23 protein-coding genes, 3 tRNA genes and 2 pseudogenes are annotated in these 24,662 nt (G+C 70.8%); 13 read left to right on the top strand and 15 right to left on the bottom strand.

Features of this window, described 5'->3' with window-relative positions:
- The first annotated feature begins 144 nt into the window (after positions 1–144).
- Entirely contained in the window at positions 145–777 is a 633-nt protein-coding gene (locus OG302_RS26475) for a bifunctional DNA primase/polymerase (protein ID WP_371529046.1), read from the top strand.
- Positions 768–841 (top strand) — tRNA-Lys (locus OG302_RS26470). Before OG302_RS26475 ends, OG302_RS26470 begins: the two co-directional genes overlap by 10 nt.
- Positions 842–931: 90 nt before the next feature.
- On the opposite strand, the gene OG302_RS26465 is transcribed toward OG302_RS26470, so the two are convergent.
- Positions 932–2,212 (bottom strand): M6 family metalloprotease domain-containing protein, encoded by a 1,281-nt coding sequence (locus tag OG302_RS26465; RefSeq protein WP_371529045.1) that lies wholly within the window; start codon positions 2,210–2,212, stop codon positions 932–934.
- 326 nt (positions 2,213–2,538) lie between these two features.
- Here OG302_RS26465 and OG302_RS26460 point away from each other — a divergent pair, with 326 nt between their 5' ends.
- Entirely contained in the window at positions 2,539–4,344 is a 1,806-nt protein-coding gene (locus tag OG302_RS26460) for a putative bifunctional diguanylate cyclase/phosphodiesterase (RefSeq protein WP_371529044.1), read from the top strand.
- Positions 4,345–4,351: 7 nt separating this feature from the next.
- On the opposite strand, the gene OG302_RS26455 is transcribed toward OG302_RS26460, so the two are convergent.
- From OG302_RS26455 to OG302_RS26445, 3 genes are all read right to left on the bottom strand, one after another.
- Positions 4,352–5,449 (bottom strand): LLM class flavin-dependent oxidoreductase, encoded by a 1,098-nt coding sequence (locus OG302_RS26455; RefSeq protein WP_371529043.1) that lies wholly within the window; start codon positions 5,447–5,449, stop codon positions 4,352–4,354.
- 382 nt (positions 5,450–5,831) lie between these two features.
- Positions 5,832–6,569, bottom strand: a complete 738-nt coding sequence (locus tag OG302_RS26450; protein ID WP_371529042.1) for a decarboxylase — start codon at positions 6,567–6,569, stop codon at positions 5,832–5,834.
- A 12-nt stretch (positions 6,570–6,581) separates the two neighbouring features.
- Complete coding sequence (locus tag OG302_RS26445) at positions 6,582–7,418, bottom strand: decarboxylase (RefSeq protein ID WP_361836281.1); 837 nt, start codon at positions 7,416–7,418, stop codon at positions 6,582–6,584.
- Positions 7,419–7,749: 331 nt separating this feature from the next.
- On the opposite strand from OG302_RS26445, the gene OG302_RS26440 reads away from it, so the two are divergent.
- Positions 7,750–8,706 carry a D-2-hydroxyacid dehydrogenase gene (locus tag OG302_RS26440; RefSeq protein WP_371529041.1) on the top strand — a complete coding sequence of 319 codons (957 nt, stop codon included), beginning with the start codon at positions 7,750–7,752 and terminating at the stop codon, positions 8,704–8,706.
- A 107-nt stretch (positions 8,707–8,813) separates the two neighbouring features.
- Positions 8,814–10,217, top strand: a complete 1,404-nt coding sequence (locus tag OG302_RS26435; RefSeq protein ID WP_371529040.1) for an amidase — start codon at positions 8,814–8,816, stop codon at positions 10,215–10,217.
- 15 nt (positions 10,218–10,232) lie between these two features.
- On the opposite strand, the gene OG302_RS26430 is transcribed toward OG302_RS26435, so the two are convergent.
- The gene (locus OG302_RS26430) at positions 10,233–10,733 is read right to left on the bottom strand and encodes a DUF3830 family protein (protein WP_249589757.1); all 501 of its coding nucleotides are present in this window, start codon (positions 10,731–10,733) and stop codon (positions 10,233–10,235) included.
- 97 nt (positions 10,734–10,830) lie between these two features.
- Here OG302_RS26430 and ehuB point away from each other — a divergent pair, with 97 nt between their 5' ends.
- The 6 genes from ehuB to OG302_RS26400 all read left to right on the top strand — a co-directional run bounded on the left by ehuB (position 10,831) and on the right by OG302_RS26400 (position 15,076).
- A complete protein-coding gene (gene ehuB / locus OG302_RS26425; protein ID WP_371529039.1) occupies positions 10,831–11,781 on the top strand; it encodes an ectoine/hydroxyectoine ABC transporter substrate-binding protein EhuB in 951 nt (316 codons plus the stop codon).
- Positions 11,778–12,518: an ectoine/hydroxyectoine ABC transporter permease subunit EhuC gene (gene ehuC / locus OG302_RS26420; RefSeq protein ID WP_371529038.1), complete on the top strand. Its 741-nt coding sequence runs from the start codon at positions 11,778–11,780 to the stop codon at positions 12,516–12,518. Before ehuB ends, ehuC begins: the two co-directional genes overlap by 4 nt.
- On the top strand, positions 12,515–13,180 hold the full coding sequence (gene ehuD, locus OG302_RS26415) for an ectoine/hydroxyectoine ABC transporter permease subunit EhuD (RefSeq protein ID WP_371529037.1): 666 nt from the start codon (positions 12,515–12,517) through the stop codon (positions 13,178–13,180). The genes ehuC and ehuD overlap by 4 nt, the downstream gene beginning before the upstream one ends.
- The gene (gene ehuA / locus OG302_RS26410) at positions 13,170–13,982 is read left to right on the top strand and encodes an ectoine/hydroxyectoine ABC transporter ATP-binding protein EhuA (RefSeq protein ID WP_371529036.1); all 813 of its coding nucleotides are present in this window, start codon (positions 13,170–13,172) and stop codon (positions 13,980–13,982) included. The genes ehuD and ehuA overlap by 11 nt, the downstream gene beginning before the upstream one ends.
- A 188-nt stretch (positions 13,983–14,170) precedes the next feature.
- Positions 14,171–14,929, top strand: a complete 759-nt coding sequence (locus OG302_RS26405) for an IclR family transcriptional regulator (protein ID WP_371529035.1) — start codon at positions 14,171–14,173, stop codon at positions 14,927–14,929.
- A gap of 73 nt (positions 14,930–15,002) precedes the next feature.
- Positions 15,003–15,076: transfer RNA gene (locus OG302_RS26400), tRNA-Lys, on the top strand.
- 44 nt (positions 15,077–15,120) lie between these two features.
- Here the strand turns inward: OG302_RS26400 and OG302_RS26395 are convergent.
- Positions 15,121–15,258 (bottom strand): annotated as a pseudogene (locus tag OG302_RS26395) (MMPL family transporter); the annotation flags it as partial.
- Here OG302_RS26395 and OG302_RS26390 point away from each other — a divergent pair.
- A pseudogene (locus OG302_RS26390) lies at positions 15,254–15,436 on the top strand (hypothetical protein); the annotation flags it as partial. The pseudogenes OG302_RS26395 and OG302_RS26390 sit on opposite strands and share 5 nt — an antisense overlap.
- Here the strand turns inward: OG302_RS26390 and OG302_RS26385 are convergent.
- The 9 genes from OG302_RS26385 to OG302_RS26345 form a co-directional block, all read right to left on the bottom strand.
- A complete protein-coding gene (locus OG302_RS26385) occupies positions 15,411–15,692 on the bottom strand; it encodes a hypothetical protein (RefSeq protein ID WP_371529034.1) in 282 nt (93 codons plus the stop codon). The pseudogene OG302_RS26390 and the gene OG302_RS26385 sit on opposite strands and share 26 nt — an antisense overlap.
- Before the next feature lie 51 nt (positions 15,693–15,743).
- On the bottom strand, positions 15,744–16,427 hold the full coding sequence (locus OG302_RS26380) for a LuxR C-terminal-related transcriptional regulator (protein WP_371529033.1): 684 nt from the start codon (positions 16,425–16,427) through the stop codon (positions 15,744–15,746).
- Positions 16,391–17,686 carry a sensor domain-containing protein gene (locus OG302_RS26375; RefSeq protein WP_371529032.1) on the bottom strand — a complete coding sequence of 432 codons (1,296 nt, stop codon included), beginning with the start codon at positions 17,684–17,686 and terminating at the stop codon, positions 16,391–16,393. Before OG302_RS26375 ends, OG302_RS26380 begins: the two co-directional genes overlap by 37 nt.
- A 102-nt stretch (positions 17,687–17,788) precedes the next feature.
- Positions 17,789–19,450, bottom strand: coding sequence for a long-chain-fatty-acid--CoA ligase (locus tag OG302_RS26370; protein WP_371529031.1), 1,662 nt, complete (start codon positions 19,448–19,450; stop codon positions 17,789–17,791).
- Between the two features lie 75 nt (positions 19,451–19,525).
- On the bottom strand, positions 19,526–19,996 hold the full coding sequence (locus OG302_RS26365; protein WP_371529030.1) for a DUF3592 domain-containing protein: 471 nt from the start codon (positions 19,994–19,996) through the stop codon (positions 19,526–19,528).
- A 130-nt stretch (positions 19,997–20,126) separates the two neighbouring features.
- The gene (locus OG302_RS26360) at positions 20,127–20,729 is read right to left on the bottom strand and encodes a lytic polysaccharide monooxygenase (protein WP_371529029.1); all 603 of its coding nucleotides are present in this window, start codon (positions 20,727–20,729) and stop codon (positions 20,127–20,129) included.
- A 107-nt stretch (positions 20,730–20,836) separates the two neighbouring features.
- A complete protein-coding gene (locus OG302_RS26355) occupies positions 20,837–21,553 on the bottom strand; it encodes a nucleoside/nucleotide kinase family protein (protein WP_371529028.1) in 717 nt (238 codons plus the stop codon).
- Positions 21,540–22,724 (bottom strand): SPFH domain-containing protein, encoded by a 1,185-nt coding sequence (locus OG302_RS26350; RefSeq protein ID WP_371529027.1) that lies wholly within the window; start codon positions 22,722–22,724, stop codon positions 21,540–21,542. Before OG302_RS26350 ends, OG302_RS26355 begins: the two co-directional genes overlap by 14 nt.
- A 169-nt stretch (positions 22,725–22,893) precedes the next feature.
- Positions 22,894–24,264: a peptidoglycan-binding protein gene (locus OG302_RS26345; RefSeq protein WP_371529026.1), complete on the bottom strand. Its 1,371-nt coding sequence runs from the start codon at positions 24,262–24,264 to the stop codon at positions 22,894–22,896.
- Positions 24,265–24,519: 255 nt separating this feature from the next.
- On the opposite strand from OG302_RS26345, the gene OG302_RS26340 reads away from it, so the two are divergent.
- Positions 24,520–24,593 (top strand) — tRNA-Lys (locus tag OG302_RS26340).
- Positions 24,594–24,662 lie beyond the last annotated feature (69 nt).

The raw sequence follows: 24,662 nt of genomic DNA, 5'->3' as shown, positions 1-24,662 counted from the left end.
GCGGGAGTGCGGAGGCCTTCAGGCCCCTGGAGAAGATCACGGGGCATATGCCACGAGGGCAAGGTACTCCCCCCTACCCAGCGTTGTCCCGGTTTCTGGCAACTCCCAGAAATGGAACCCTCACTACCGGTACATGTAGTCGCCATGAGCAGCACGCGTCTCCACCCGGATCCCGGCCCCGCCGACGTCCAGGACATCTGCGACGTCACCCCCGAGGGAGCCGCCTGGCTCGCCTCTGCGGAAACGTATCCGCGCAGCGCGCTCGCGCACTGGCGCACCCGCCCCACCGCCCCCGCCGTCCTCCCCTGCGGCTCCGTCTTCGACGTGGTGAGCGTCCCCGCGGTCTTCGGCCGGCGGATGCTCGACCGCTTATGGGACGAAGGCCCCGGCTCGGGCCCCGTGGCCGCGCACCGCGGCCGCATGCTCCTCTTCGCCGCCCCCGGGACCGCCCAGCGCCTGCCCTCGCTGCTGGAGTGGGAGGAGTGGGGCCGAGCCGTCCCCGGCCTCCTCTGCCACGGCATGGGAGACGCCGTGACGGTGCCACCGATCACCGCGGGAGCCCGCGGAAGCGTGCCCTCCGGCCGCCTTGAGGGGCACCTCGAATCGCGCTGGCTGGTGGCCCCCGACGCCCGCCACCCCTGGCTTCCCGGGCCCGAGATCGCGCTCTGGGCCTGCGTCCGAGCGGCCCGTGCGACAGCGGGCTCCGCGGTCCGTATATCGATTTTTCCTGGCGGCGATCAGGATGCTAAGGTCTACGACGTCAGCAGGCGCCGCTAGCTCAGTTGGTTAGAGCAGCTGACTCTTAATCAGCGGGTCCGGGGTTCGAGTCCCTGGCGGCGCACAGACAGAAAGAAGCCCCTCGCGCAAGCGGGGGGCTTCTTTCATGCCCGGCACCGGTTCCACGCCCGGCACCAGCACGACACTGCGGGCCTCAGCCCACCGACACGTTCACCGTCCACGCCCCCGTCGCCGTCCGGCCCTCGACCTCGACGTGCACGTTCTCGTCCGGCACCGTGAAGCTCTCCCCCGCCCCCACCGGCGCGTCCGCGAGCGGCGGATACACCGAGCCGCCCCAGCACGCGTCCGAGCCCGGGTGGGCGTCGAGCACCTCGACCGGACCACCGCCGGACGGCGCCTCGTTCCGTACGCGGTAGACGAGCACCCCCTCCCGGCACGTCGCACGGTCGATGCCCGTCGCGCCGCGCGCCTCGACGGCGATAGCGCTGCCGCGCCCCGTGCGGACGACCGCCAGCTTGGTGCCGCCGACACCCCCGCGCGCGGGCCGCGCCGACAGTGGCTCCAGCGTCAGCCGCCGCCCCTTGCCCTCCACGCACGCCACCTGCCGCCGGTCGAGCCACCCGAGCTTCCACTTGTGCCAGCCGAAGAGGTCGGGCGAGAGCCCGAACTGGCTGCCCATGACGTCCCAGTCGCCGACGTGCGTGTCCCAGTCCCCCTTGCCGTCCGTCGGCCGGTGGTAGAGGTCGGGCAGGTCGAAGACGTGGCCGGTCTCGTGGGCGAGGACGTTGCGGTCCGGCGGGTGCCGCTCGAAGACCGTGACGATGCGCTTGATGTCCGCGCCGTCGGCCCGCATCGGCCGGTCGAAGTTGACGACCTTCGTCGCGTCCGAGTCGACGCCGGGCGCGTCCGGGTCGGCGACGAAGTAGACGACGTCGTACCGCGAGAAGTCGACCTGCCGATCGGCCGCTGTCACCGCGTCCCGCAGGTAGGCGCTGCGCCGGGCGGCGTTCCAGTCACGCTGTATGGCGTACGAGGTGGAGTCGTCCGGCATCTCGACCCACTCGCGCTGCGGGTGCGGGCGCAGGGTGAACTTGCCGTAGGAGGCCTTGTCGAAGAACTGGCTGGTGGCGGGGAAGTAGTCGGCCGCGAGCTCCCCGGGCGACACCTGGGGCGGGGAGTCGGGGAAGGAGAGGAAGACCATCACCGCGTCGAGGGTCCGATGGGGGCGCTGATAGGCGCCGTTCCAGGTGTCGAGACCCTCCGAGTGATGCGCCGGGGTGCGCTGGAGCGCGCAGGGGACCGCTGAGGTCTGGCCGACCGCCGGGCCCGCGACGAGTCCCGTGGCGGCAAGGGCGGTCAGGGACGTGAGGGCGGCGGCCGTGCTGCGCAACCGGGGTCTCTCCCCTCCACGGGTGAGTCCCCAGGGGGGTAGCTGACGCGGCACGTCGACCTCCGGGTGCGGATTGCGGGGCATCCCACCCACCCTGTGCATCTTTTTAGAGAAATGCCCTGTTTGTCTGACCCGGTCGAGTGAAGAGCCGCTCCGGAGCGCTCACGGAACGTCACAAGTTGTCGCCGGGCAGATTGAGGCGTAAAGGAAGCAGTACACGGGCGAGCAGAAACGATCTGCCGCCGGGTGGGTGCCACATCCGTGCCGGGCATGCACCTGTCCTATGCCCTGCACGGCCGCCACGCGGCACCGCCCTGTGGCTGGATGCGCCGTCGGGCCAGCCCCTATGATCGGCACACTTTCCTGCGCGGGCCCGGCCTCGCCGAACAACTGCACTGCGGGAGCAAGTGGTGAACGGAACGTCTGAAGGCCAAGCGCCCACAGCGGTCACAGCACCCGACCTCGCCAGGGCGCCCATTACGGAGCGTAGCCATCCGGGGCGACGGCCCGATCATCGGGCCGCTTTCGCCGCCGCCCCGATCGCCCTCGGCGTCGTGGACGGCGAGGGTCTCGTCATCGATGCCAACGACGCACTCGCCGAGCTGCTCGGCGCGACCCCGGACGAGCTCGCGGGACGGCTCGCCGCCGATCTGGTGGACCTCGCGTCGGACGCGCGCACCTGGCACGCGTACCGCGAGGTGCTCCGCGGCCGCCAGGCGAAGCTGCGCTGCACCCGGCGCCTGAAACATCCCGACGGGCACTCGCTGTGGGTCCAGGTCACCGTCTCGCCGATGCCCGGCGGGCGCACGGTGCTGCTCGCCGCCACCGACATCAGCGCACGCCGCGAGCTCCAGGCCCGGCTGCGGCATCTGCAGATGCACGATCCCGTGACCCGGCTGCCCAACCGCAGCCTGTTCTTCGAACGCCTGGCCGCCGCGCTCGAAGCGGGTGCGTACGACGACACGGGCACCGGCCGGATCGGCCTCTGTTATCTGGACCTCGACGGGTTCAAGGCGGTCAACGACACCCTCGGCCACCGGGTCGGCGACCGGCTGCTCGCGGCCGTCGCGGAGCGGCTCACGCGGTGCGCGGACGAGGCCGGTCACGGCAGGGCGGCGGCGCCGCTGGTCGCACGGCTCGGCGGCGACGAGTTCGCGCTGCTCGTGGAGGACTCGACGGGCACGGACCAGCTGGCCGACCTCGCCGACACGGCGCTCAAGGCGTTGCAGGACCCCTTCGACCTGGCGGGCCAGCGGCTCTCCGTGTCGGCGTCGATCGGCGTCGTCGAGCGACGGGCCGCGGGGACCACGACGACCTGCCTGATGCAGGCGGCCGACACGACGCTCTACTGGGCGAAGTCGGACGGCAAGGCACGCTGGACGCTCTTCGACCCCGAGCGCAACGCCCACCGCATGACCCGCCAGACGCTGTCGAGTTCACTGCGCCCGGCCGTCGAGCGCGGCGAATTCCTGCTCGACTACCAGCCGTTGGTGCGCCTGGAGGACGGCGGTCTGCGCGGGGTCGAGGCACTCGTGCGGTGGCAGCACCCGCGCTTCGGCCTGCTGACGCCGAATCGGTTCATCGGATTGGCGGAAGAGGACGGTTCGATCGTGCAGCTGGGCCGCTGGGTGCTGCGGACGGCGTGCCGCCAGGCCCGGCAGTGGCAGCTCGACCACCCGGACCGGCCGCCGGTCTTCGTGAGCGTCAACGTCGCGGTGCGGCAGGTGTGGGACTCGGACCTGGTGGCCGACGTCGCGGAGATCCTCGCCGAGACGGGCCTCGCCCCCGAACTGCTCCAGCTCGAACTCACCGAGTCGGCGGTGATGGGCTCGGCGGGACGCCCGCTGCAGGCCCTCCAGTCGCTCAGCGACATGGGGGTGCGGATCGCCATCGACGACTTCGGCACGGGGTACTCGAACCTGGCGTACCTGAGCCGGCTCCCGGTGTCCGTCCTGAAGCTGGACGGCTCGTTCGTACGGGGGTTCCAGTACGACGCGGAAGCGGGCGAGGCGCACATCAACCCCGCGGACGAGGTCATCGTCGAGGCCCTGGTGCAACTCGCGCACCGGCTCGGTCTGACCGTCACCGCGGAGTGCGTGGAGACCACGTCGCAGGCGGCGCGGCTGCGGCGGATCGGCTGCGACACCGGGCAGGGGTGGCTGTACTCCCGCCCGGTGACGCCGGATCGTATCTCCGCGCTGCTCGCGGCCGGCTGACCGGCGGCTACGCGGTGGGCAGCCCGTAGGCGTCCGCGATCAACTCATAGGAACGCAGCCGCACTTCACCGCTGTGCGCGTTGGCGGTGATCATCAGCTCGTCGGCGCCGGTGCGCTTGGCGAGGTCGTCGAGACCGGTGCGGACCTGGTCGGCGGTGCCGTGGATGACGTTGGAGTTCCAGCTGCCGACGAACTCCCGCTCCATCTCGCTGAATTCGTACGCCTCCGCCTCCTCGGGAGTCGGGACGAGCCCCGGCTTTCCGGTGCGCAGACGGACCATGTTCAGCGCGGCGGCGAGGACCTGGCGCCGGGCCTCCTTCTCGTCGTCGGTCGCCAGAGCCGATACGCCGATGAGGGCGTACGGGGCATCGAGGACGGCGGACGGCTTGAACGACTCCCGGTAGAGGTCGAGCGCCGGGATCGTGTTCTGCGCGGAGAAGTGGTGCGCGAAGGCGAAGGGCAGGCCGAGGACTCCCGCGAGGCGGGCGCTGAACCCGGAGGAACCGAGCAGCCACAGGGGCGGGCGGTGCGGGGACTGCACGCCGCCGGGCGAGGTGGCCTGGACCGGGCCGGGGACGGCATGGATACGGCTGTACGGGTGCCCGTCGGGGAAATCGTCGTCGAGGAAGCGGGTGAGCTCGGCGAGCTGCTGGGGGAAGTCGTCGGCGCCTTCGTTGAGGCGGTCCGTCCTGCGGAGCGCGGCGGCGGTGGCGCCGTCCGTGCCCGGGGCGCGGCCCAGGCCCAGGTCGACGCGGCCCGGGGCCATGGCCTCCAGGGTGCCGAACTGCTCCGCGATGACGAGGGGGGCGTGGTTGGGCAGCATGACGCCGCCCGAGCCCAGGCGGATCCGCTCGGTGTGGGCGGCGAGGTGGGCCAGGATGACCGCCGGCGACGAGGAGGCCACGCCCGGCATGGAGTGGTGCTCGGCCACCCAGTAGCGGTGGTAGCCGCGGTTCTCCGCCAGCTTGGCGATCTCCACGCTCTTGCGCAGGGCGTCGGTGGCGGTCCGCCCCGCGCCCACGGTCACCAGGTCGAGCACGGAGAGCGGGACGGGCGCGCTGCCGTGCCGCTCGCCGCGGATGTCGTCGCTCGGGTCCACTGTCACGGGGGTCCTGCCTCCTGCTGCGCGGTGCTTGTGCGGTGCTCCTTACGCCGCGGTCCAACAGGAGGCAGGCTCCGCTTTATTCCCGCGGGGTTCCCTTGACCGGACCTCTCGCCCCACGCACGTGATCCCCGCGAACCCGCCTCTGCCCGAACAGGCCTTTCCCGCCCACCCACCCGATTGCCCCGCAGCACCATCGATCAGTCAACGATCTGCCGCACCCGGCATCGAGACGCGAGGGGACGTGCCGGTATGTCCGCCCGGAGCACGGTTCGCGGCACTCCGGAGGCGGAGTAGCCCCGCGGCCACCGGACGACAGCGAGGACGGACATACCGGCGCGGCCCCGCACCCACCCACGGAGCGGAGCCGCACCCACCCCAGCAACTACTCCCGCACCTGCACCACCGGCTCCTTGGTGAACAGTGCGCCCAGGGACGGAGCGTTCACGCGGCGGGAGGCCAGGCGCAGGGCCTCCCAGACCGTGACCTGGTTCGCCGTCAGGACCGGTTTGCCGAGGTCCTGCTCCAGGTCATGGACGTACGCGGCCGTATGCAGAGCCGTATCGGGGAGCAAGAGCGCCTCCGCATCGGGGTGGTCGCCCGCGCGGGCCATGGCCAGGACCTCCTCCCAGCCCCACGTACCGACCTCCGCGGCCGTGATGATGCCGCTCCCCTGCGTCGAGACGACCTCCACGCCGGCCGCCTTCAGGAACGACGCGAAGAGCCCGGCCACGTCCTCCGGATACGTCGCGGCGACAGCGACCCTGCTCGCCCCCACCTCACGTACCGCGTGGGCGAACGCGAAGGACGTACTGGACGCCGGCAGGCCCGCCGCCCGGGCCAAGGACCGGACCTGGTCGTGCGCGCCCTCCCAACCGAAGACGAAGCTCGCGCTGGTGCAGGCCCACACCACCGCGTCCGCGCCGGACAGACGCAGCTCCTCGACCCCGGCGGCGAGCCGTTCGGTCGATCCCATCTCCAGAAGCGCGTCGACCCGGTGCGCGTCCTCGCCGATGTCGGTGTGGACGACCTGCAGCCGGACATCACTCCCCAGCATCTGCTCCATGCGGGGGTAGTCGTCCTCAGCCGAGTGACCCGGATAGAGGAAACCAAGTGCGGTCACTTCCAGCCTCCTTCAAGGCAGCGTTGGTGGTCCTTCGGGCAGGCCCTGGGGCGGATCGAGCGGCACCACGCCCGGCAGTTCGCCGGGCCCGGCGACCGGACCCGCGCCCGGCCTGGCGCTCGGATTGATCAGCGCCTGGTAGGGCCCTACCGCATGCGTACCCAGACGGCGCAGGGCGGACCACATCGTCACCTGGTTCGCGGAGATCACCGGCATCCGCAGCTCGGCCTCCAGCTGCGGAATGACGTCGTACGTCGCGAGGTTGGTGCAGCTGATGAACAGCGCGTCGGCCCCGCCGAGCACCGCGCGCCGCGCCATCTCCGCCACGTCCTTGTAGGGCACTTTCCAGATGTGCCTGGTCAGGCCCAGGTAGGCACGGCCGGTGACGGACACACCCGATTCGGCCAGGTACTCCTCGAGGGACTGGGTCACCGACCAGGTGTAGGGCGTGACGAGCGCGATGCGCCGCGCGCCCAGATCCTCGAGCGCTTCGAGCAGCGCGCCCGATGTGGTGACCGCGGAGACCGCGCCCTCGCGGTGCATGGCCTCGCACATCGCGCGCTCGCCGGCGATGCCGCCGACGAAGCTGCCGGACGTGCAGGCGTAGGCGAGAACTTCGGGTTCGGCGGCGCTCAGGGCGCGCACCGCCTCGCCGAGCGTCTCGTGCTCGCTGACGAGTCGTGCCAGGTCAAGGCTTACCTCGACGGGCACGTACGGAGTGCGTGTCAGATGGAGGGAGACCTCGTCCGGCACCCAGCGCCAGAGCTCTCGGTCGAGGGCGAAGTCGAAAGGGGCGACGACACCTACACCGCGTTGAGGGTGTGGTCCGCCGAGGAAGGAGACGTCCATGAGCAGGCCCCAAGTTCGTGCGTGCGTGCAATGGAGGGACCGGCCGGGGGCCGGGAGATGCGGAACCGGCGACGCGCCGGGACGTCGGGATGGGGCAGAAGGCGCCAAGGAAGCGCTACAGAGAGTGCTATGACCTCATACGGAGAGTACTCAGTCGTGGGGTGCTTGTGATAGAGCACCTCTGTTGACGAAGGTAGTTTCAGGTGCGAGCGTGGTCAATCCGCGCATCTCAGACGGCTCTGGCCGACACAAATCTCAGGGAAGCGGACTCTCATTGCGAAACGGTTTCTCCTCGATGTCCGAATCGACCTCCGAATCGACGAAGGCCCCGATGTCCGACACAACCGTTCTGGTCCTTGACGCCCCGTCCCCCGCCCCGCCGCCCCGTCTCGGCAGCCTGACCGGCCGCGTTCGGGTGCTGCACGCCGACGCGGACACCCTTGCGGCCCAACTGCCCCACGCCGATGTGCTGCTGGTCTGGGACTTCCTCTCGGACGCGGTGCGGCTCGCCTGGCCGGGTGAGGGCCCGCGCCCGCGCTGGGTGCACACTGCGAGCGCGGGCGTGGACCGGCTCATGTGCCCGGAGCTCGCCGAGTCCGACACGCTGGTGACGAACGCCCGTGGCGTCTTCGACCAGCCGATCGCCGAGTACGTGGCGGCCCTCGTCCTGGCCATGGCCAAGGACCTGCCGCACACCCTCCGGCTCCAGGGCGAGCGCACCTGGCAGCACCGCGAGACCCAGCGAGTCGCCCGTACGCGCGCGTGTGTCGTGGGTTCGGGGCCGATCGGACACGCCATCGTCCGGATGCTGAAGGGCCTCGGGATCATCACCGCCCTGGTGGGGCGCAGCGCGCGCAACGGCGTCCACGGCCCCGACGAGCTCGACCGGCTGATGGCGCGCGCGGACTGGGTGGTGTGCGCGGCGCCCCTCACGGACGACACGCGCGGCATGTTCGACGAGCGGCGCTTCGGGATGATGCAGCCGTCGGCGCGTTTCATCAACATCGGGCGTGGCGCGCTCGTCGTGGAGGACGATCTCGCGGCGGCCCTGTCGAAGCGGTGGATCGCGGGCGCGGCGCTCGACGTCTTCGAGCACGAGCCGCTGCCGGCGGACAGCCCGCTGTGGACGGCGCCGGGCCTGATCGTGTCCCCGCACATGAGCGGCGACACGGTGGGCTGGCGCGATGAACTGGGCGCGCAGTTCGTCGAGTTGTACGAGGAGTGGGCGGCCGGGCGGCCTCTTGCCAACGTGGTCGACAAGAAACGTGGGTATGTACCGGGGAATTGATCACTCCCCGGCCGATTGGCTGGCCGATTCCCCGGCCGGTTCGCCGGCCGATCGGCTGGCCGATTCCCCCTGAGGCGAGCCACTTCCCTCCCCCTTGAGGAGCGTGCATGACCGAGCTCACGGATCTCACCGCGGTACAACTCGTCGACGCCTATCGCAAGGGCGAATTCAGTCCGGTCGACGCGACACGGGCGGCCCTGGCCAGGGCCGCGGAAGTGCAGCCCGCGGTGAACGCCTTCGTGCGCATCGACGGCGAAGAGGCCCTCGCGCAGGCCGAGTCGAGCGCCGCGCGGTGGCGGAGCGGTGAGCCGCAGGGCCTGCTGGACGGGGTTCCCGTCTCGGTCAAGGACATCCTGCTGCAGCGCGGGGGCCCGACGCTACGGGGCTCGAAGACCGTGCGTACGGAGGGGACGTGGGACGAGGACGCGCCGTCGGTGGCGCGGCTCCGTGAGCACGGCGCGGTGTTCATCGGCAAGACGACGACGCCCGAGTTCGGCTGGAAGGGCGTCACGGACAGCCCGCAGAGCGGGGTCACGCGCAATCCGTACGACACCTCGCGCACCGCGGGCGGCTCCAGCGGGGGCAGCGCGGCGGCCGTGGCGCTCGGCGCGGCGCCGTTGTCGCTCGGCACGGACGGCGGCGGCTCGGTGCGGATCCCGGGCGCCTTCTGCGGGATCTTCGCGCTGAAGCCGACGTACGGGCGGGTGCCGCTGTATCCCGCGTCCGCGTTCGGCACGCTGGCGCACGTCGGGCCGATGACGCGGGACGCGGCGGACGCGGCCCTGATGATGGACGTCATCAGCGGCCCCGACCCGCGCGACTGGTCGCAGCTCGGCCCGGTGGCGGGCAGCTTCCGCACGGGTATCGAAGGCGGCGTACGCGGACTGCGCATCGCGTACTCACCCTCGCTCGGCGGCCAGGTCGCGGTGCGGCCCGCGGTCGCCGCCTCGGTGCGGCAGGCGGTGGAGTCCCTTGCCGCGCAGGGTGCGTACGTCGAGGAGACGGACCCCGACTTCACGGACCCGGTGGAGGCCTTCCACACGCTGTGGTTCAGCGGCGCCGCGCGGGTGACCCAGCATCTGCCGCCCGCCCAGCGGGAGTTGCTCGACGCGGGGCTGCGCGAGATCTGTGCGCAGGGCGCCCGGTACAGCGCGCTCGACTACCTCGCCGCAGTTGACGTACGCATGGAGCTGGGCCGTCGCATGGGCCGCTTCCACCAGACGTACGACCTGCTGGTCACTCCGACGTTGCCGATCACCGCGTTCGAGGCGGGGGCGGAGGTACCGAAAGGTTCCGGCCATCGCCGGTGGACCGGATGGACGCCGTTCACGTACCCCTTCAACCTGACGCAGCAGCCGGCCGCGACCGTCCCCTGCGGGGTGGACCGGGAGGGGCTGCCGATCGGGGTGCAGATCGTGGGGGCGCGGCACGCCGACGCACTCGTCCTGCGGGCCGCGCACGCGCTGTACGAAGCGGGCGGCGCGAGGATCGCGCCGCCGGCCACGAGCTGAGTCAGTCGGCGGGTCCTACGCTCTGCGGAAATTCAGCGTCTCGCCCTGCGCGCCCGCGCGCCACAGGTCGTTGCAGGCCTCGGCCATCTGGTCGAGGCCCTCGACCACCTGACCCCAGACGATGCCGGGGACCCAGCCGACGTCGCCGTTGAGCAGCAGGTTGTTGCGCTCGTAGAAGAGGGCGAGGTCGACGACCGTGGCGCCCGCCTTGACGTCGGCGGCCGGTTCGTACCCATAGGCCTGTGTGCCCAACTGCGTCCCGTTGAAGGAGAAATAGCAGAGGTCACCGGGAATGGGGGTGACTGTCGGGTTCTCCAGCGGCGGCTCACGGTCCGCGAAAGCCGGAAAGAGGGCGTAGATCTCATTGCGGGCGTACTTCGCGTGATAGACGTCCTCGCTGAGCGGAAGCGCCTCCCACACCGCCGCGCAGGTCAACGGGGCCCGGTCGTCGAGCAGCTTTGCCGTGCACTGAACTCCTCGCTTGGCGAGGGAGACTTCGATGAATCGGTCTGCCATGTGTCCCATGCTCCTCCCTGGGTCAAGACCACAACGATTGCATCAGGGGCCGAAATTGGCCCGCATATTCCGCGTCGAGTCGGGTAGCCGCGCGCCCATGGCTCCACCACTTTGGAACGACCCAGAGAGCAATGAGACAGAGAGCTCCCGCGTCCACGGCGCGGGACCGAGCGCGGCCCCCAGGAACACCGGGGTCCGCCGACGATCACTCCTGTTCGGCGCGGCCGCGGTAGGCGCGGTGGGCACGCTCGGCGTCACGGGCTGCAGCAAGGTGCCCACGGGAGACACCCTGGCGCGCCTGAAGTCGCAGGGCACCGTACGGCTCGGGATCGCGGGTGAGGCGCCGTACGGGTACATCGACGAGGACGGGGCCTTCACCGGTGAGGCGGTGGAGCTCGCGAAAGTGATCTTCAAACGCCTGGGCGTCCCCAAGGTCCAGCCCGTGGCCACCGAGTTCGGCTCGCTCATTCCGGGCCTGACCACGCAGCAGTTCGATGTGGTCTCGGCGGGGATGTACATCAACAAAGAGCGCTGTCAGCAGGTCATCTTCTCCGACCCCGAGTACCAGATGCTGGACTCCTTCATCGTCCGCAAGGGCAACCCGAAGAAGCTCTTCAACTACCAGGACGCCTTCAAGGCGAAGGCGAAGATGGGCACGGGCCCTGCCTACGCGGAGATCGACTACGGGATCGCCGCGGGTTACAAGCGGGACGACATCGCCATCTATCAGGACCCGGTCGCGGGCATGAACGCCGTCGAGGCCGGGCGCATCGACTTCTTCGCCGGCACCGCGCTGACCGGCCGCGGAGTGGTCCGCAAGAGCACCAAGGCGGAGGCCACCGAGGCCTTCGCCCCGGTCGTCGACGGCGAGAAGCAGATCGACGGCGGCGGCTTCACCTTCCGGCCCACCGACACGGAGCTGCGCGATGCCTTCAACGTCGAGATCCACAAGATGAAGAAGAGCGGCGAGCTCTTCCGGATCCTGAAGCCGTTCGGCTTCACGAAGGACGAGATGACCACGCTCACCGCAGAGGAGCTGTGCAAATGACAGCGGGACTGTGGGAACACTGGGTTCTGCCCGGTATCTGGATCACCATCCAGCTGACGATCTACAGCGCGGCCCTGGCCACCGTCGTCGCCTTCGGCATCGGCATGGCCCGCACCCACCGGCTGCGCACCGTGCGCTTCCTCGCCGGTTTCTACACCGAGATCTTCCGCGGCACCTCTTCGCTGGTGCTGATGTTCTGGATCTTCTTCGTCCTTCCGCAGCTCGTGGGCTGGGCGCTCGTCCCGATGTGGGCGGCCGTGCTCGCCCTCGGACTCTCCTACGGTGCCTACGGCGCCGAGATCGTGCGTGGCTCGCTCAACGCGGTGGCGCCGGCGCAGCGCGAGGCGGGGGTCGCGCTGAGCTTCAGCCCCTGGCAGCGGATGCGTCTCGTCCTGCTGCCGCAGGCCATTCCGGAGATGATCCCGCCGTTCTCGAACCTGCTGGTCGAGCTCCTCAAGGGCACCGCCCTGGTCTCGCTGCTCGGTATCGGTGACGTGTCCTTCGCCGCGTACCTCGTGCGCCTCGCGACCACGGAGAGCGCGGAGATCTACACGATCTCGCTGGTCATCTACTTCGTGCTCGCCTTCCTGCTGACCCGCGGGATGCGCGCCCTGGAGCGCAAGACCAAGGCCGGGATCGGGCAGAAGACCGAGTCCCGGGGCCTGATGTCCAAGCTCAGCTGGCGTCAGGAGATGCAAGTTGCACAGATCCCGAAGGGCGGAGGCACCGGCGCATGATCATCGCTGCTGACAAGTGGGACTGGGGCGCGGTCTCCGACTTCATGCCGCACTTCTGGGACGGCGTCCTCACCACCCTGCAGATCCTCGCCCTCGGTTCGCTGATCTCCTTCTCGGTCGGCCTGGTGTGGGCGCTCGCGTTCCGCGCGCCGAGCCGCTTCGTGCGGTGGCCGGTCGGCATCATCACCGAGTTCATCCGCAACACCCCGCTGCTGGTGCAGCTGTTCTTCCTGTTCTTCGTGCTGCCGGAGTGGGACATCCAGTTCTCCGCGCTGACGACCGGCGTCATCGCGATCGGCCTGCACTACTCGACGTACACCGCACAGGTCTACCGCGCGGGCATCGAGGCCGTTCCCGTCGGGCAGTGGGAGGCGGCCAGGGCGCTGAGCCTGCCCTACCGCCACACGTGGACCGCGGTGATCCTTCCGCAGGCCATCCGCCGCGTGATCCCCGCGCTCGGCAACTACGTCATCGCGATGCTGAAGGACACCCCGCTGCTCGCCAGCATCGGCGTCCTCGAACTGCTGCAGCAGGCGCGTCTCGAGGCGGCGCAGACCTTCCAGTACACCGAGGCCCTGACCGTCGTCGGTGTGGCCTTCATCGTCATCGCCTATCCGTCCTCCCTTCTCCTGCGAGCTCTGGAGCGTCGTCTTGTCGTCTGAAACCACCCCCAAGGAAACGGCCAACCCGGCGGTCGACGGCAGCGAGCTGATCCGCTTCGACAAGGTCACCAAGAGGTTCGGCTCGAACACGGTCCTGGACGAGCTCGACTTCTCCGTGGACTCGGGCAAGCACGTCACGCTGATCGGCCCCTCCGGATCCGGCAAGACCACGATCCTGCGGCTCCTCATGACCCTGATGAAGCCCGAGGAGGGCACCATCAAGGTCGGCGGGCGCTACCTCACGCACGAGGAGAAGAACGGCAAGCTCGTGCCGGCGGGCGAGAAGTACGTCCGCGAGGTCCGCAAGAACATCGGGATGGTGTTCCAGCAGTTCAACCTCTTCCCGAACATGAAGGTCCTGCGGAACATCACCGAGGCGCCGGTCCAGGTGCTCGGCCTGTCCAAGGACGAGGCCGAGCAGCGCGCCCGCGAGCTCCTTGAGCTGGTCGGGCTCACCGAGCACATCGACAAGTACCCGAACCAGCTCTCCGGCGGCCAGCAGCAGCGCGTCGCCATCGCGCGTGCCCTGGCGATGCGCCCGCAGGTGCTGCTCCTGGACGAGGTCACGTCCGCGCTCGACCCCGAGCTGGTGGCGGGTGTCCTCGACGTCCTGCGGGACATCGCGCACACCACGGACATCACGATGCTCTGCGTGACCCACGAGATGAACTTCGCCCGTGACATCTCGGACCAGGTCCTGATGTTCGACTCCGGCCGGGTCATCGAGTCCGGGACGCCGGAGAAGATCTTCACCGAGCCCGAGCACGAGCGGACCAGGGAATTCCTCAGCGCAGTCCTGTGACCGCGCTCCGTAACCACGCAGGCTATGGCCTTGGGTGGTGACGCTGGCATATGCCAGAGTGGCGCGTTCCTGCTGACGGAGCCGGAACGCGCCACCAATCTCGTCAACAGCCGCTCCATATCGACCTCTTGGCGGCTATCGTGGGACGGAGCCCAGCTGTCCGGAACCGTTCCACGCAGGGGGAAGCCGTGGCGCTGAAGCATGAGCCGACCGCGCCGCAGCATTCGGTGCAGAGTGCCCTGCGGGTGCTCGAGATCGTCGCCCGGCACGAGACCGGCGTGACCGACGCCGAGCTCGCCCGGCAGACCAAACTGCCCGCTCCCCAGCTCGCCGCCCTGCTCCGCATGCTGCGCCGCGAGGCGTACGTCGAACAGGTGGCCGACGGTGCGTATGTGACCGGCGCATCCCTCACCCGCCTCGGCTCGGCTCACCGCCGCGACCAGGCCCTGCGGGAGAAGCTCAAGGTCACACTCGACGAGCTGCGCGACTCGATCGGCGCGGCCGTCTACATCAGCAGGTACGAGGACGGCGAAATCAAGATCACCGACTTCGCCGACGGCCCCTGTACCCCGAAGGTCAACGAGTGGGTGGACTTCCGCTCCTCCGCGCACGCCAGCGCGGTCGGCAAGAGCCTGCTGACCCAGCTCGACCTGAACGGCCGCAGGGACCACCTCTCCCGCCACAAGATGGCCCGCCTCACCTCGCGGACGATCACGAACGAGCGGGTCCTGCTGAACCGCCTCGCCGCCCAGCCCGCGACGGTCCCGGTCCTCGACCTCCAGGAGTACGCGGTCGGGACGGTCTGCGCCGCCGTCCCCATCACCGCGGGCTCCGCGGTCGGCTGCCTGGCACTCTCCCTCCCGGTGGAGCACGCACACCGGCTGCGGGAGGCGGCCCAGACGCTCAACCGCGGGGCGGCGCCGGTACTGCTCTCCCTGGCGATCTAGAACCCACGGCCCAGGCCGGCCGCGGACGGTTCTGAGCACCCTCCAGGACCAGGTATTATTTTTGAGTCAGCAGGCGCCGCTAGCTCAGTTGGTTAGAGCAGCTGACTCTTAATCAGCGGGTCCGGGGTTCGAGTCCCTGGCGGCGCACAGACAGAAAGAAGCCCCTCGCGGAAGCGAGGGGCTTCTTTCGTTGCGCAGCTGACGACGCGGCCCGAGCGGCGCAGGCCCTCGACGGTGGCGGCGCGGGGATCGCCGGTCTCCAGCCAGGTCTCCCGCATCCGGGACAGGATGAACCGCTCGTAGTCCATGGCGAGTCCGAACGCGATCGCGGTGCTCATCGACGCGACCCTGGTCCGGATGTTCCTCGTCCCGGCGACGATGACGCTGCTCGGCCGCCGCGCGTGGTGGGCGCCGCCGCGGCTGCGGAAGATCCATCAGCGATACGGGCTCCGCGAGGCGCCGTCCGCCGCCCCCGTACCGGTCAGGCAAGCACCACCCAGTCCATGACCAGGGCGGCCACCAGGCCGGCGGCGAGGAGGTAGCTGCCGAGCCTGGTCCGACCGCGCCTGCTGAGTTCGATCACCAGGCCGCAGAGAACGAGCAGCAGCCCGTACACCCCCACGACCAGGACGGACGACCGGCTCGCCAGGCGCACGGCGAGCACCACGGCCGCGGCGGCCATCAGCACCGAGGCCGCGGCGATCCGTAGGCGCCGGGCCTGGCGCGGCGTGAGGCCTGCCCGTGTCTGGTCTGACGTGCTCATGGTTCAGGATCGTAATGGACCTGACCGGTGGCCTGTGCACGCTTTCCGGGCTCAGGCCCGCAGGTACGCCAGGACCGCGAGCACCCTGCGGTGCGTTCCGTCCGCGGGCGGCAGGTCCAGTTTGCCGAGGATGTTGCCGATGTGTTTGCCCACCGCCGCCTCGCTGACGACGAGTTCGGCGGCGATCGCCGCGTTCGACCTGCCCTCGGCGACCAGGCCGAGCACCTCGCGCTCGCGCGGCGTGAGCTGTTCGAGGGGGTCGCGGCGGCGCCTGATCAGCTGCCGTACGACCTCCGGATCCACGACCGTGCCGCCGTCCGCGACCCGTGCCACCGCGTCGGCGAACTGCTCGACCTGGCCCACCCGGTCCTTGAGCAGATAGCCGACGCCGGTGCCGTCACCGGTGTCCAGGAGCTCGGCGGCGTACGAACGCTGCACGTACTGGCTGAGCACCAGGACCGGCAGCTCCGGCCGCTCGGCCCGCAGGGCGAGTGCGGCGCGCAGCCCCTCGTCCTTGAAGGTGGGCGGCATGCGTACGTCGGTCAGGACGAGGTCCGGGTCGTGCGCGTCGACGGCGGCGCGCAGCCCCTCCGCGTCGCCGAGGGCGGCCGGCACCTCGTGGCCGAAGCGGGCGAGCAGTCCGACGAGTCCCTCGCGGAGCAGCACGCTGTCCTCGGCGACGACGATCCGCAGACCGTTCAGTCGGCGAGGGCTCTGGGCTGCTGGGCTCGGCACGGGATCTCCATGGACAGTACGGTCGGGCCGCCGGGCGGGCTGGTGACCGTCAGTGTGCCATCGAGCACCGCGAGCCGGTCCGCGAGGCCGGTCAGGCCGGTGCCCCTGGCCGGGTCGGCGCCGCCGTCACCTTCGTCGCGCACGTCGATGCGGAGCATCTCCTCCTCGTGGCGGGCCCTGATGCGCGCGCGGGGCGCGTTGCTGTGCCGGGCGATGTTGGTGAGGGCCTCGCGGGCGGTGAAGTACCCGGCGGATTCCACGGGTTCGGGGAGGCGGGGCAGGTCCAGGTCGGTGTCCACGGGGATCGGGGAGCGGTCGGCGGCGTCCTCGATGGCGGCGGCGAGGCCGTAGTCGGCGAGGACTTGGGGATGGATGCCACGGATGAGCTCACGCAGTTCGGTGAGAACCTTCCCCGCTTCGTCGTGGGCCGTGGCGAGTTGGGCGGCGAGGGGGCTTCCAGGGGCGGCGTCGAGCCTGGCGAGGCCCAGCGTCATGGTCAGCGCGACGAGCCGCTGCTGGGCCCCGTCGTGCAGGTCGCGCTCGATCCGGCGCCGTTCGGCTTCGAAGGCGTCGACCAGGCGGGCCCTGGAGCGGGTCACTTCGGCGAGCTGAGTGGTCAGCTCGGCCTCGCGGGGGGCCAGGAGGAGTCGGACGAGAGCGGCGCGGGCGGCGGCGTAGGCGCCCAGGGGGTAGAGGAGCGGGGCGAGGAGGAGCAGGCCGAGGAGTGCTGTGGCGAAGGCGTGCGGGTAGTCGCTGACGAGCCAGAGCTTGGCCGCGCGTATCTCGCCGCCGTCGAGGGCGAGTTGGGCGGGGGTGGCGATGAGGAGGGCGGGGGCGCCGACGGTGCAGGCGAGCACCAGGAGGTCCAGGGGCCACAGTACGAGGGCGAGCAGGGCGGCGTACGCGAGCTCGCGCCAGGTGGCCTGCTCCTTGACGCGCAGCTTGAACCAGGCGGGGATGCCGGGGGCTTCGGGGGTGCGGTGGGGGGTGGGTGCGGGGGGCCGGGGGTCGACCAGGCGGAGACGGCGGCGTTCCAGGGCGGCTATGGGGATGCCGGTGAGGCCCAGGAGGGGCAGGAGGGGGAGGCCTATGAGAACCAGGGCCAGGGCGGCGCACACGGTCAGGGCAAGAAGCCCACCGAGGAGAACAAGCACCCCCAGCAGTACGCCGCCCAGGAGGTACGCCAGCCCTCTCCAGGGCGCACTGCTCCCCAGATAGGCCCGCCCACGAAGCCCCACCCACACGCTTTCCCCGTCCATGGGGTCACGGTATGCGGGGCTATCGGGTGGGTGGGCGGGAAACGCTTGTTCGTTCAGGGGGCGGCTGCGGGGTAATCGGGCGGGTGGTGGGAGAGCCCCGTCCTACGACAGCAGCCCCTCCCGGGCCTGGGCCCTGTACAGGTCGAGAAGAGAGGACTCGGCGACAGGGGTGAGCCGCTCGTACGCCCCACCCCCCGCATCGGGACGCCACCAGACAGGATCCCCGCAGCGGAACCCCTCCCTGCGCAGGGAGGCCCGCGCCACCTTGTTGGTGGCGGTGACCGGCATACTCCGCACCACCCGCACGAAGCGGGGCGCCATCTTCGTGCCCAAGTCCTCCTGCGACAGCAGGAACTCGGCGAAGGCGAGCGGATCGAACTCCGCCCCCGCCCGAGGCGCGAGCGCCGCCATCACCTGATCCCCCGCCACGGGATCGGGCACCGCGTACACCGCGACCGCCGCCGCCCCCTCCCACCGCGCGAGGATGTTCTCGATCATCGCCGCCGCCAGGTTCTCGCTGTCCACGCGGAGCCTGTCGTCCGTGCGCCCCGCGAAGTAGAGGAACCCCTCCGCGTCCCGGTAGAAGAGGTCCCCCGTCCAGTACCAGCCGTCCCGGAGCCGCGCCGCGTCCGCCTCCGCGTTGCGCCAGTACCCCTCGAAGGGCGACCGGCCCTTGTTGACCAGCTCCCCTATCGCCGCGTCCCCGTTCAGCAGCCGCCCGTCCGCGGCGAAGACAGCGGGCGGGCACTCCGCACGCGTACCGGGATCCACCACCGCCAGTTCGTCCCCCGGCGCCGCCCGACCGATCGCCCCGGCCGGAGTCCCCGGCGCCCGCTGGATCGCCGCACCGCCCTCCGAGGAGCCGTAGCCCTCCACCAGCCGCACACCGAACCGCTTCTCGAACCGCCCCGCGTCCACCGCACCGGCCTCCGTCCCGAAGCCCATCCGGAGCGGGTTCTCCGTGTCGTCGGGGCGCTCGGGCGTCGCCAGGAGGTACTGCACCGCCCGGCCCACGTACGTGAAGTACGTGGCCCCATGAGCCCGTACGTCGTCCAGGAACGCCGAGGCCGAGAAGCGCCGCCGCAGCGCCACCCCCGCCCCGCCCGCCAGCGCGGGCGCCCAGTCCGCGATCACCGCGTTGCCGTGGAACATGGGCATGCAGATGTAGTGGACGCCGTCCGGCCCAAGACCGAAGTGCTCGACCAGGGAGCGGCCCGCCGCCGCGAGACGGCCCTGGCTGCAGATCGCGGCCTTGGGCGCGCCCGTCGAGCCCGAGGTGAAGTACAGGAGCATGCGGCCGGCCGGGGTCACGGAGGGCGATATCTCCGGGCCCGCGTCCGCATAGGGCGCGAGCAGCTCCCCGTACGCATCCGAATCCGTCACCAGGATCCGTACGCCCGGGAGTTCAAGGCCGCCCAGGAGCGCGAGGTGCGCCCGTTCCGTGATCAGGACCCGGCAGTCCGTGTGCACGATGTCGCGGGCCAGTTCCGCTCCCCTGCGCGTGGGGTTGATGCCCGCCACCGCCGCACCCGCGAGCGCCGCGGCGCTCAGCCACAGGGGGTACTCGGGGGTGTTGTCGAGCAGCACGCCGACGTGCGGTTCGGCCCCTCTCGGCAGCAGGTCGGCAAGGAGCGCGGCCCTCGCCGCCGCGCCCGCCGCGACCTGGTGGTGGGTCAGCGACTGCTGCTCGAAGTGCAGTCCTGGGCGGTGGTCGCCCCAGCGCGCCTGTACGAGTTCCGCGACGGTTCTCCCGGTGGACTCCATGGCCGCGCACCATAATTGATGCATCGTCAGATGTGGAGAGGGCCTCCGGCGGCGGGGTCAGGGCACGGGCATGGGCTAGGGCAGCTCCGAGTCGAAGACGTCGCCGGAGTCGAACATGTCGGCCGCACTGAACATGTCGTGTGCCGTCGCCATGAAGAAGACGCAGAAGGCGAGCATGACGCCGAAGAAGCAGAGCACGCCGATCGTGGCCGCCGCACTCTTGCCGGGGCTCGGCTCGTGCGCCGTCGCCGCCTCGGGGTGGCCGGCCGCGTAGTACACGGTGACGAGGTCGCCCTCCACGATCGTCGCGGGGCCGTTCTCCTCCTCGAACCGGACGGGGCGGCCCGCGTGCGGGGTGAACTCGTAGACGTGGTGCAGCGTGGTGGCGATGTGGTGGTCCTCGCCGTGCCGGCTCGTCGTGGCGTAGGTGCGCAGGCAACGCGCCTGCGCCGTCAGGCCGCTCGCCCACGCCTGCCGCAACTGCGAGTAGCGCTTGATCACCTTGACCGCCATCGCGATCACGCCTGCGCCGATGAGCGTGGGCACGGCATAGAAAATGAACTCCACTGCATCCCCCGATGGTTGCTGCCGGTACTGCTCCGCGTACGCCGTCGTGGTCTTGGACGGCGTACGCGGAACCTACCCGTGGGGAGTGCGCCAGAGCCTCAAGCCCTGCTCAGAACTTGACGTCGGAGCAGGCGTAGAACGCGTTAGCCGTGTCGTGGACCGTCCACACCGCGACGATCACGTGGTGTCCGCTCCGGCCGCCGGGAATGGCCCCGGAGTGCGAGAGCGTGGCGGGCGGCTGCTGTCCGTTGTAGGGGACGTTGAGGAACGGGGTCGTTTCGAGGGCGGCCCGGGTCACCGGCTTGCTCTCGTCCCAACCCTGCTTGGTTATGTAGTACTTGAAGTCGGTGGTGCGGTGGCGTGCCGTGAACTGCCAGCGGAAGGTGTAGTTCTGACCGGCGCTGACACTGGTCGTCGGCCAGGCTCCGCCGCCCGGCGCCTTCGGCTGGTTGAGCGAGTCGAAGCCGCCGACGCCCGCCGAGCAGATCTTGCCGTCGGCGGGACCGGCCGCCGGGAAGCCTTTGGGGCCCTCGACGCTCTGGGGTTCGTACTGGATGGAACCGCAGCCGCTCACCGTGCCGTTGGCACAGTTGATCTGACGGCTGGCGGGCAGGTCGGTGTAGCCGTGACCGCTCGCACCACCGGACGAGAGCGCGAAGGCCCCGACCGTGGTGGCGCCGAGCATGGCCGCGTACAACTTCTTGTTTCGCATGCTGCCGCTCCAGGGGGAAACGTGGGGGTTCCGTGAGCCGTGCGCGCGCTGCGGCACTGCGGGTGCAGTGGGATGCAGTAAGTACTGCGGTCTAGACCAAGCCCAGATTATGGGCGGTAGTTGAACATGTCCATACCAATAGTGGAGACGATCCGGCCGCACCGATGGCTTGACTTCTCCACGAGTTCACCGTTCGGGCCGTCGTTCGCCGCCACCCACGCCGCCGCCCCCTCGGCTGTCCGGCCGCCCGCCAACTGCCTTTCGACCAGGCGCTGTTGACGTACCTCCGCAGGTGCGCGCACGTACCAGCACTCCGCCATCAGTTCCCGCGCCTCGCGCCAGCCGGGCAGATCGCAGGCCAGATAGTTCCCCTCGGTGACGACGAGCCGGGCCGTCGGCGGGACCCGGTGCCGGGCGGCCACCGGCTCGTGGAGGGTGCGGTCGTAATCGGGTACGTAGATGTCCTGGCCGGTGTCCTCGATGACCCGGGCGAGCAGCGCGACGTACCCCCGGACATCGAAGCTCGGCTCCGATCCCTTGCGGGAGGTGAGGCCGAGGCGCTCCAACTGGTCGTTCGAGAGGTGGAACCCGTCGAGCGGGAGATACGCGGCGCTCTCGCCGATCTCCTCCACCAGCGCCCGCGCGAACGTCGACTTGCCCGCGCCGGGCGGCCCCGCGATCCCGAGGAGGGTGCGGGGCCGCCCGGCGGTCAGCCGCAGTGCGTCCTGGGCGAGGGCGGTGAGGTCGGGGGCGGTCAGGTCGGCGGCGGTCAGGTCGGCGGCGTGGCTGGCACCTTGTTCGGGGGCGTGGTCATCGGTCTCCATGCCCCGTATAGAACGCCACCGTCAGGTCCTTGACCAAGGCCTTGCGCTCGTAGTCGTCGAGCTCGACCAGGCCTCGGGTGGTCAGCCGGGTCACGGTGTCCTCGACGGAGTCCACCACCGAGGTGAGCACGCTGTCGCGGTGCCGCGCGTCCAGGGCGGCCACCCGGCGCAGGCGCATGGTGTCGGCGATCTCGGGTGCGTACTCGATGCGGGTCGGCTGGGCCGAGAAGATCTCGATGCCGACCGGCTCGGCCTCCGCCGCGAGCATCCGGGTCAGCGTGTCGCCCACGGCGTCCGCGTCGCGCAGGGTCGCGGTGTCGTCGTGGAAGGCGTCGGCGGGCAGCCGGGACAGGACGCGGGCCGTCGCCGCCTCGACGCACTCGCGCAGATACTCCTGGTGGTCGGCGACGCCGAGCGTGGCGCGCGCCGCGTCCTTGACCCGCCAGACCACGAGGACGACGACCCGCAGCGCGACCCCGCCCCGGTCCACCGCGGGCATCGGCTCGCTGCGCCAGTGCCGCAGGCGTACGTCGACACGGCGGCGCAGGAGGAGCGGGTTGACCCACATGAGCCCGGTCCTGCGCACGCTGCCGCGGTACCGCCCGAAGAGGGTGAGCACCCATGCCGTGCCGACCCGGCCGCGGGCGAGGCCGCCGAACCCGAACAGCGCGAGCGCGCCCGACCCGGCGAGCGAGGCCCACTGGGCGAGACCGAGCCCGGTGTACGCGTCGTAGCCGCCGTGCCCGTCCGACCAGGGCATCCCGGCCGCTCGCGCCACCGGCTCGGGCAGCACCCCCGCCCACCACAGCGCGGCGGCGCACCCGGCGACTCCCGCCGTCCCGCCGAACACGCCGACCGCACCGGGCAGCACGCGGGCGGGCCGCTCGCCGAGGTCCGGGTCGACCACGGGCAGCGGCCGGGCGGCCGTCGCCACCGGGCGACGGGTGGTGCGGGGCTGCTCCCCCGTCCCCTGCCTGCGCCGCACCACGGCGGGCGCCAGCGAGACCCCGGGGTCGCCGGGGTCGTCGCGGAAGAGCAGATGGATGGGGATCTCGGTGGTGGCCTCGCTCTGGATCAGGCGCGGCGGGCGAGCGGCCGTGTCCGGGGCGCCGGCGGCCTTCGGGTCCTCGGGCTGGGGGGTCTGTGACCGTGATGCCGCTGTCGCACTCATCCTTGCCTCCACCTCATACGTGCCTCGATCTCATCCGCGACGCGGTCACATCTGTGCCCCGGCCCAACTCGTGACCGGGTCACACCCGCAACCCGGTCAGCTTCCTGCCCGCGTCTCAAGCGCGCGGCCCCGCTCATGCGGCTCGTGCGGTTCATGCGGCTCACGCAGCTCATGCGAACAATCGCCGCCAGGTTTCGGGGCCCGGGTAGCCGTCCGCTGCTGCGCCTCGCCAGCCCTGTGACCGCTGGAACGCCTCGACGTTGCGGCGGTCGTTCTCGGTCCAGCGCGGGCCAGGGCCCCGCGCGTAGTGCTTGCCGAAGCCCTTCTTCACCAGTTGCCTGCCGAGCTTCTCGATCGAGGGGCTGGACTGGCCGGGGCGGAACACTCCCCTGCCGGGGTACGCGGGCGCCTTGCCCTGGGCGCCGCCCGCCCCCGCGCCGAGGATGTCGCGGCCCTTGCCCGTCATCAGGTACGACCATGTCGCGGGGCCCGGCAGACCGTCCGCGTCGGCGCCGGTCCAGCCCTGCGCCCGCTGGAACGCCTGCGTGGCCCTGCGGTCCGCGTCACTCCAGCGCGGCCCCGGACCGGTCCTGTAGAAGCGGGCGCCGCCCCGGCCGACCAGTGCCTTGCCCAGCTGGGTGACGTACTTGTTGTTCGCACCGGGGCCGAACGATCCCGCACCGGGGTAGCGCGCGCCGGAGCTCGGCCCCGAGCCACCCGGAGTACCGCTCTCCACCCCTTTGTAGCGGTAGGCCAGATAGCGGTTCCCATTGCTCCAATAGGCATAGGGAGTCGTCTGCATACGGGCGTGCGGGCGGGCCTGTTCGTACGCGGTGTATTGCGTGTGTGCCGCGTTCGCCCAGCCGCCGAAAATCGTCACGTGCGACCCCTTCTCGGGGTTCGCCGGATTGTGGAAGAGAAGGATGTCGCCGGGCTGCAGCTGGCTCTTCGTAATGCGCACCGCGAACGAGGCGAGGCTGCCCGTCCATTCATTGCCGCCGAGGCTCCAGGCCATGGAGACAAAGCCCGAGCAGTCCTGGCGGTAACCGTCGGACCAGTACGAGTCCATGCTGTACGGCACCTTCGCCGCGACCCACTTCTTGGCGCGGGCCATGATCGCGGCCCGCGTCGTGGCCCGCGCCGCCGACACCGTGGGCCCCGGGGAACCCGGCACCCCCGGCGCCCCGTGCAGCGCACTCGTACCGCCCTGCGGACTGCCCGGACCGGGGCTGCCGGGGTCCGGGGCGCCCACCCCCGGCCCCTCGTCCGACGGAACCCCCGGAGCCCCCGGAGCCCCCGGCGGCCCCACCGGATGGTGCCCCGTGCCCGGAGCCGCCGCCGCCGGAAGCACCTGGCCGCCGCCGAGCACGGTGCCCGCCGCCGCGGCGATGACCAGGGCGCGGCGCGCGCCGTGCGCCCCCGGATGGCCGCCCTGTCGTACGGGGAGTGAGTGGGTCATGGCTCGCCGCCGGTGAATGCACCCGGGGCAGTCGCAGTCGCTCTCGGGGTCGAATTCCTCGAATACCGGAGCTCCCTCCATGCGATTCCCCTCACACTCCAGGAAAGAATGCCTGCGTCGCATCTGCACAGTCGTCAGCTTCTCAACTGTCCGGTGATATCGCATGTTGACGGTCCGAATGATTGATGCGCCCCGCATTCACGGTTCCCCCGCCTCCCGGCCTCGCCCCGGACAAAGCCCGCTCGAACCCCACCCCAATGCCGCCCCGGGCACGCGCGAGCTCCCGGCTGGTCCGGAGCACCCGTCGGCGTCCGGTAGAGTTCTCCAGGTCAGCGCGCGCCGCTAGCTCAGTTGGTTAGAGCAGCTGACTCTTAATCAGCGGGTCCGGGGTTCGAGTCCCTGGCGGCGCACAGACAGCGAAAGCCCTCCGTTCACGCGGGGGGCTTTCGTGGTTCCCGGGCCGGGCGATACCCCTGTTC

Source organism: Streptomyces sp. NBC_01283, from assembly GCF_041435335.1.
In the GTDB taxonomy this organism is placed as follows: domain Bacteria; phylum Actinomycetota; class Actinomycetes; order Streptomycetales; family Streptomycetaceae; genus Streptomyces.
Note: the sequence above shows the minus strand (reverse complement) of the source record. Positions and strands in the feature narration are given on the sequence as shown.

Coding starts and splice junctions, on each gene's coding strand:
- OG302_RS26475 (WP_371529046.1), top strand. CDS start 145: ATGAGCAGCACGCGTCTCCACCCGGATCCCGGCCCCGCCGACGTCCAG.
- OG302_RS26465 (WP_371529045.1), bottom strand. CDS start 2,212: ATGCCCCGCAATCCGCACCCGGAGGTCGACGTGCCGCGTCAGCTACCC.
- OG302_RS26445 (WP_361836281.1), bottom strand. CDS start 7,418: ATGGACGTCTCCTTCCTCGGCGGACCACACCCTCAACGCGGTGTAGGT.
- OG302_RS26440 (WP_371529041.1), top strand. CDS start 7,750: ATGTCCGACACAACCGTTCTGGTCCTTGACGCCCCGTCCCCCGCCCCG.
- OG302_RS26435 (WP_371529040.1), top strand. CDS start 8,814: ATGACCGAGCTCACGGATCTCACCGCGGTACAACTCGTCGACGCCTAT.
- OG302_RS26430 (WP_249589757.1), bottom strand. CDS start 10,733: ATGGCAGACCGATTCATCGAAGTCTCCCTCGCCAAGCGAGGAGTTCAG.
- ehuB (WP_371529039.1), top strand. CDS start 10,831: ATGGCTCCACCACTTTGGAACGACCCAGAGAGCAATGAGACAGAGAGC.
- ehuC (WP_371529038.1), top strand. CDS start 11,778: ATGACAGCGGGACTGTGGGAACACTGGGTTCTGCCCGGTATCTGGATC.
- ehuD (WP_371529037.1), top strand. CDS start 12,515: ATGATCATCGCTGCTGACAAGTGGGACTGGGGCGCGGTCTCCGACTTC.
- OG302_RS26385 (WP_371529034.1), bottom strand. CDS start 15,692: ATGAGCACGTCAGACCAGACACGGGCAGGCCTCACGCCGCGCCAGGCC.
- OG302_RS26375 (WP_371529032.1), bottom strand. CDS start 17,686: ATGGACGGGGAAAGCGTGTGGGTGGGGCTTCGTGGGCGGGCCTATCTG.
- OG302_RS26370 (WP_371529031.1), bottom strand. CDS start 19,450: ATGGAGTCCACCGGGAGAACCGTCGCGGAACTCGTACAGGCGCGCTGG.
- OG302_RS26360 (WP_371529029.1), bottom strand. CDS start 20,729: ATGCGAAACAAGAAGTTGTACGCGGCCATGCTCGGCGCCACCACGGTC.
- OG302_RS26355 (WP_371529028.1), bottom strand. CDS start 21,553: ATGGAGACCGATGACCACGCCCCCGAACAAGGTGCCAGCCACGCCGCC.
- OG302_RS26350 (WP_371529027.1), bottom strand. CDS start 22,724: ATGAGTGCGACAGCGGCATCACGGTCACAGACCCCCCAGCCCGAGGAC.
- OG302_RS26345 (WP_371529026.1), bottom strand. CDS start 24,264: ATGGAGGGAGCTCCGGTATTCGAGGAATTCGACCCCGAGAGCGACTGC.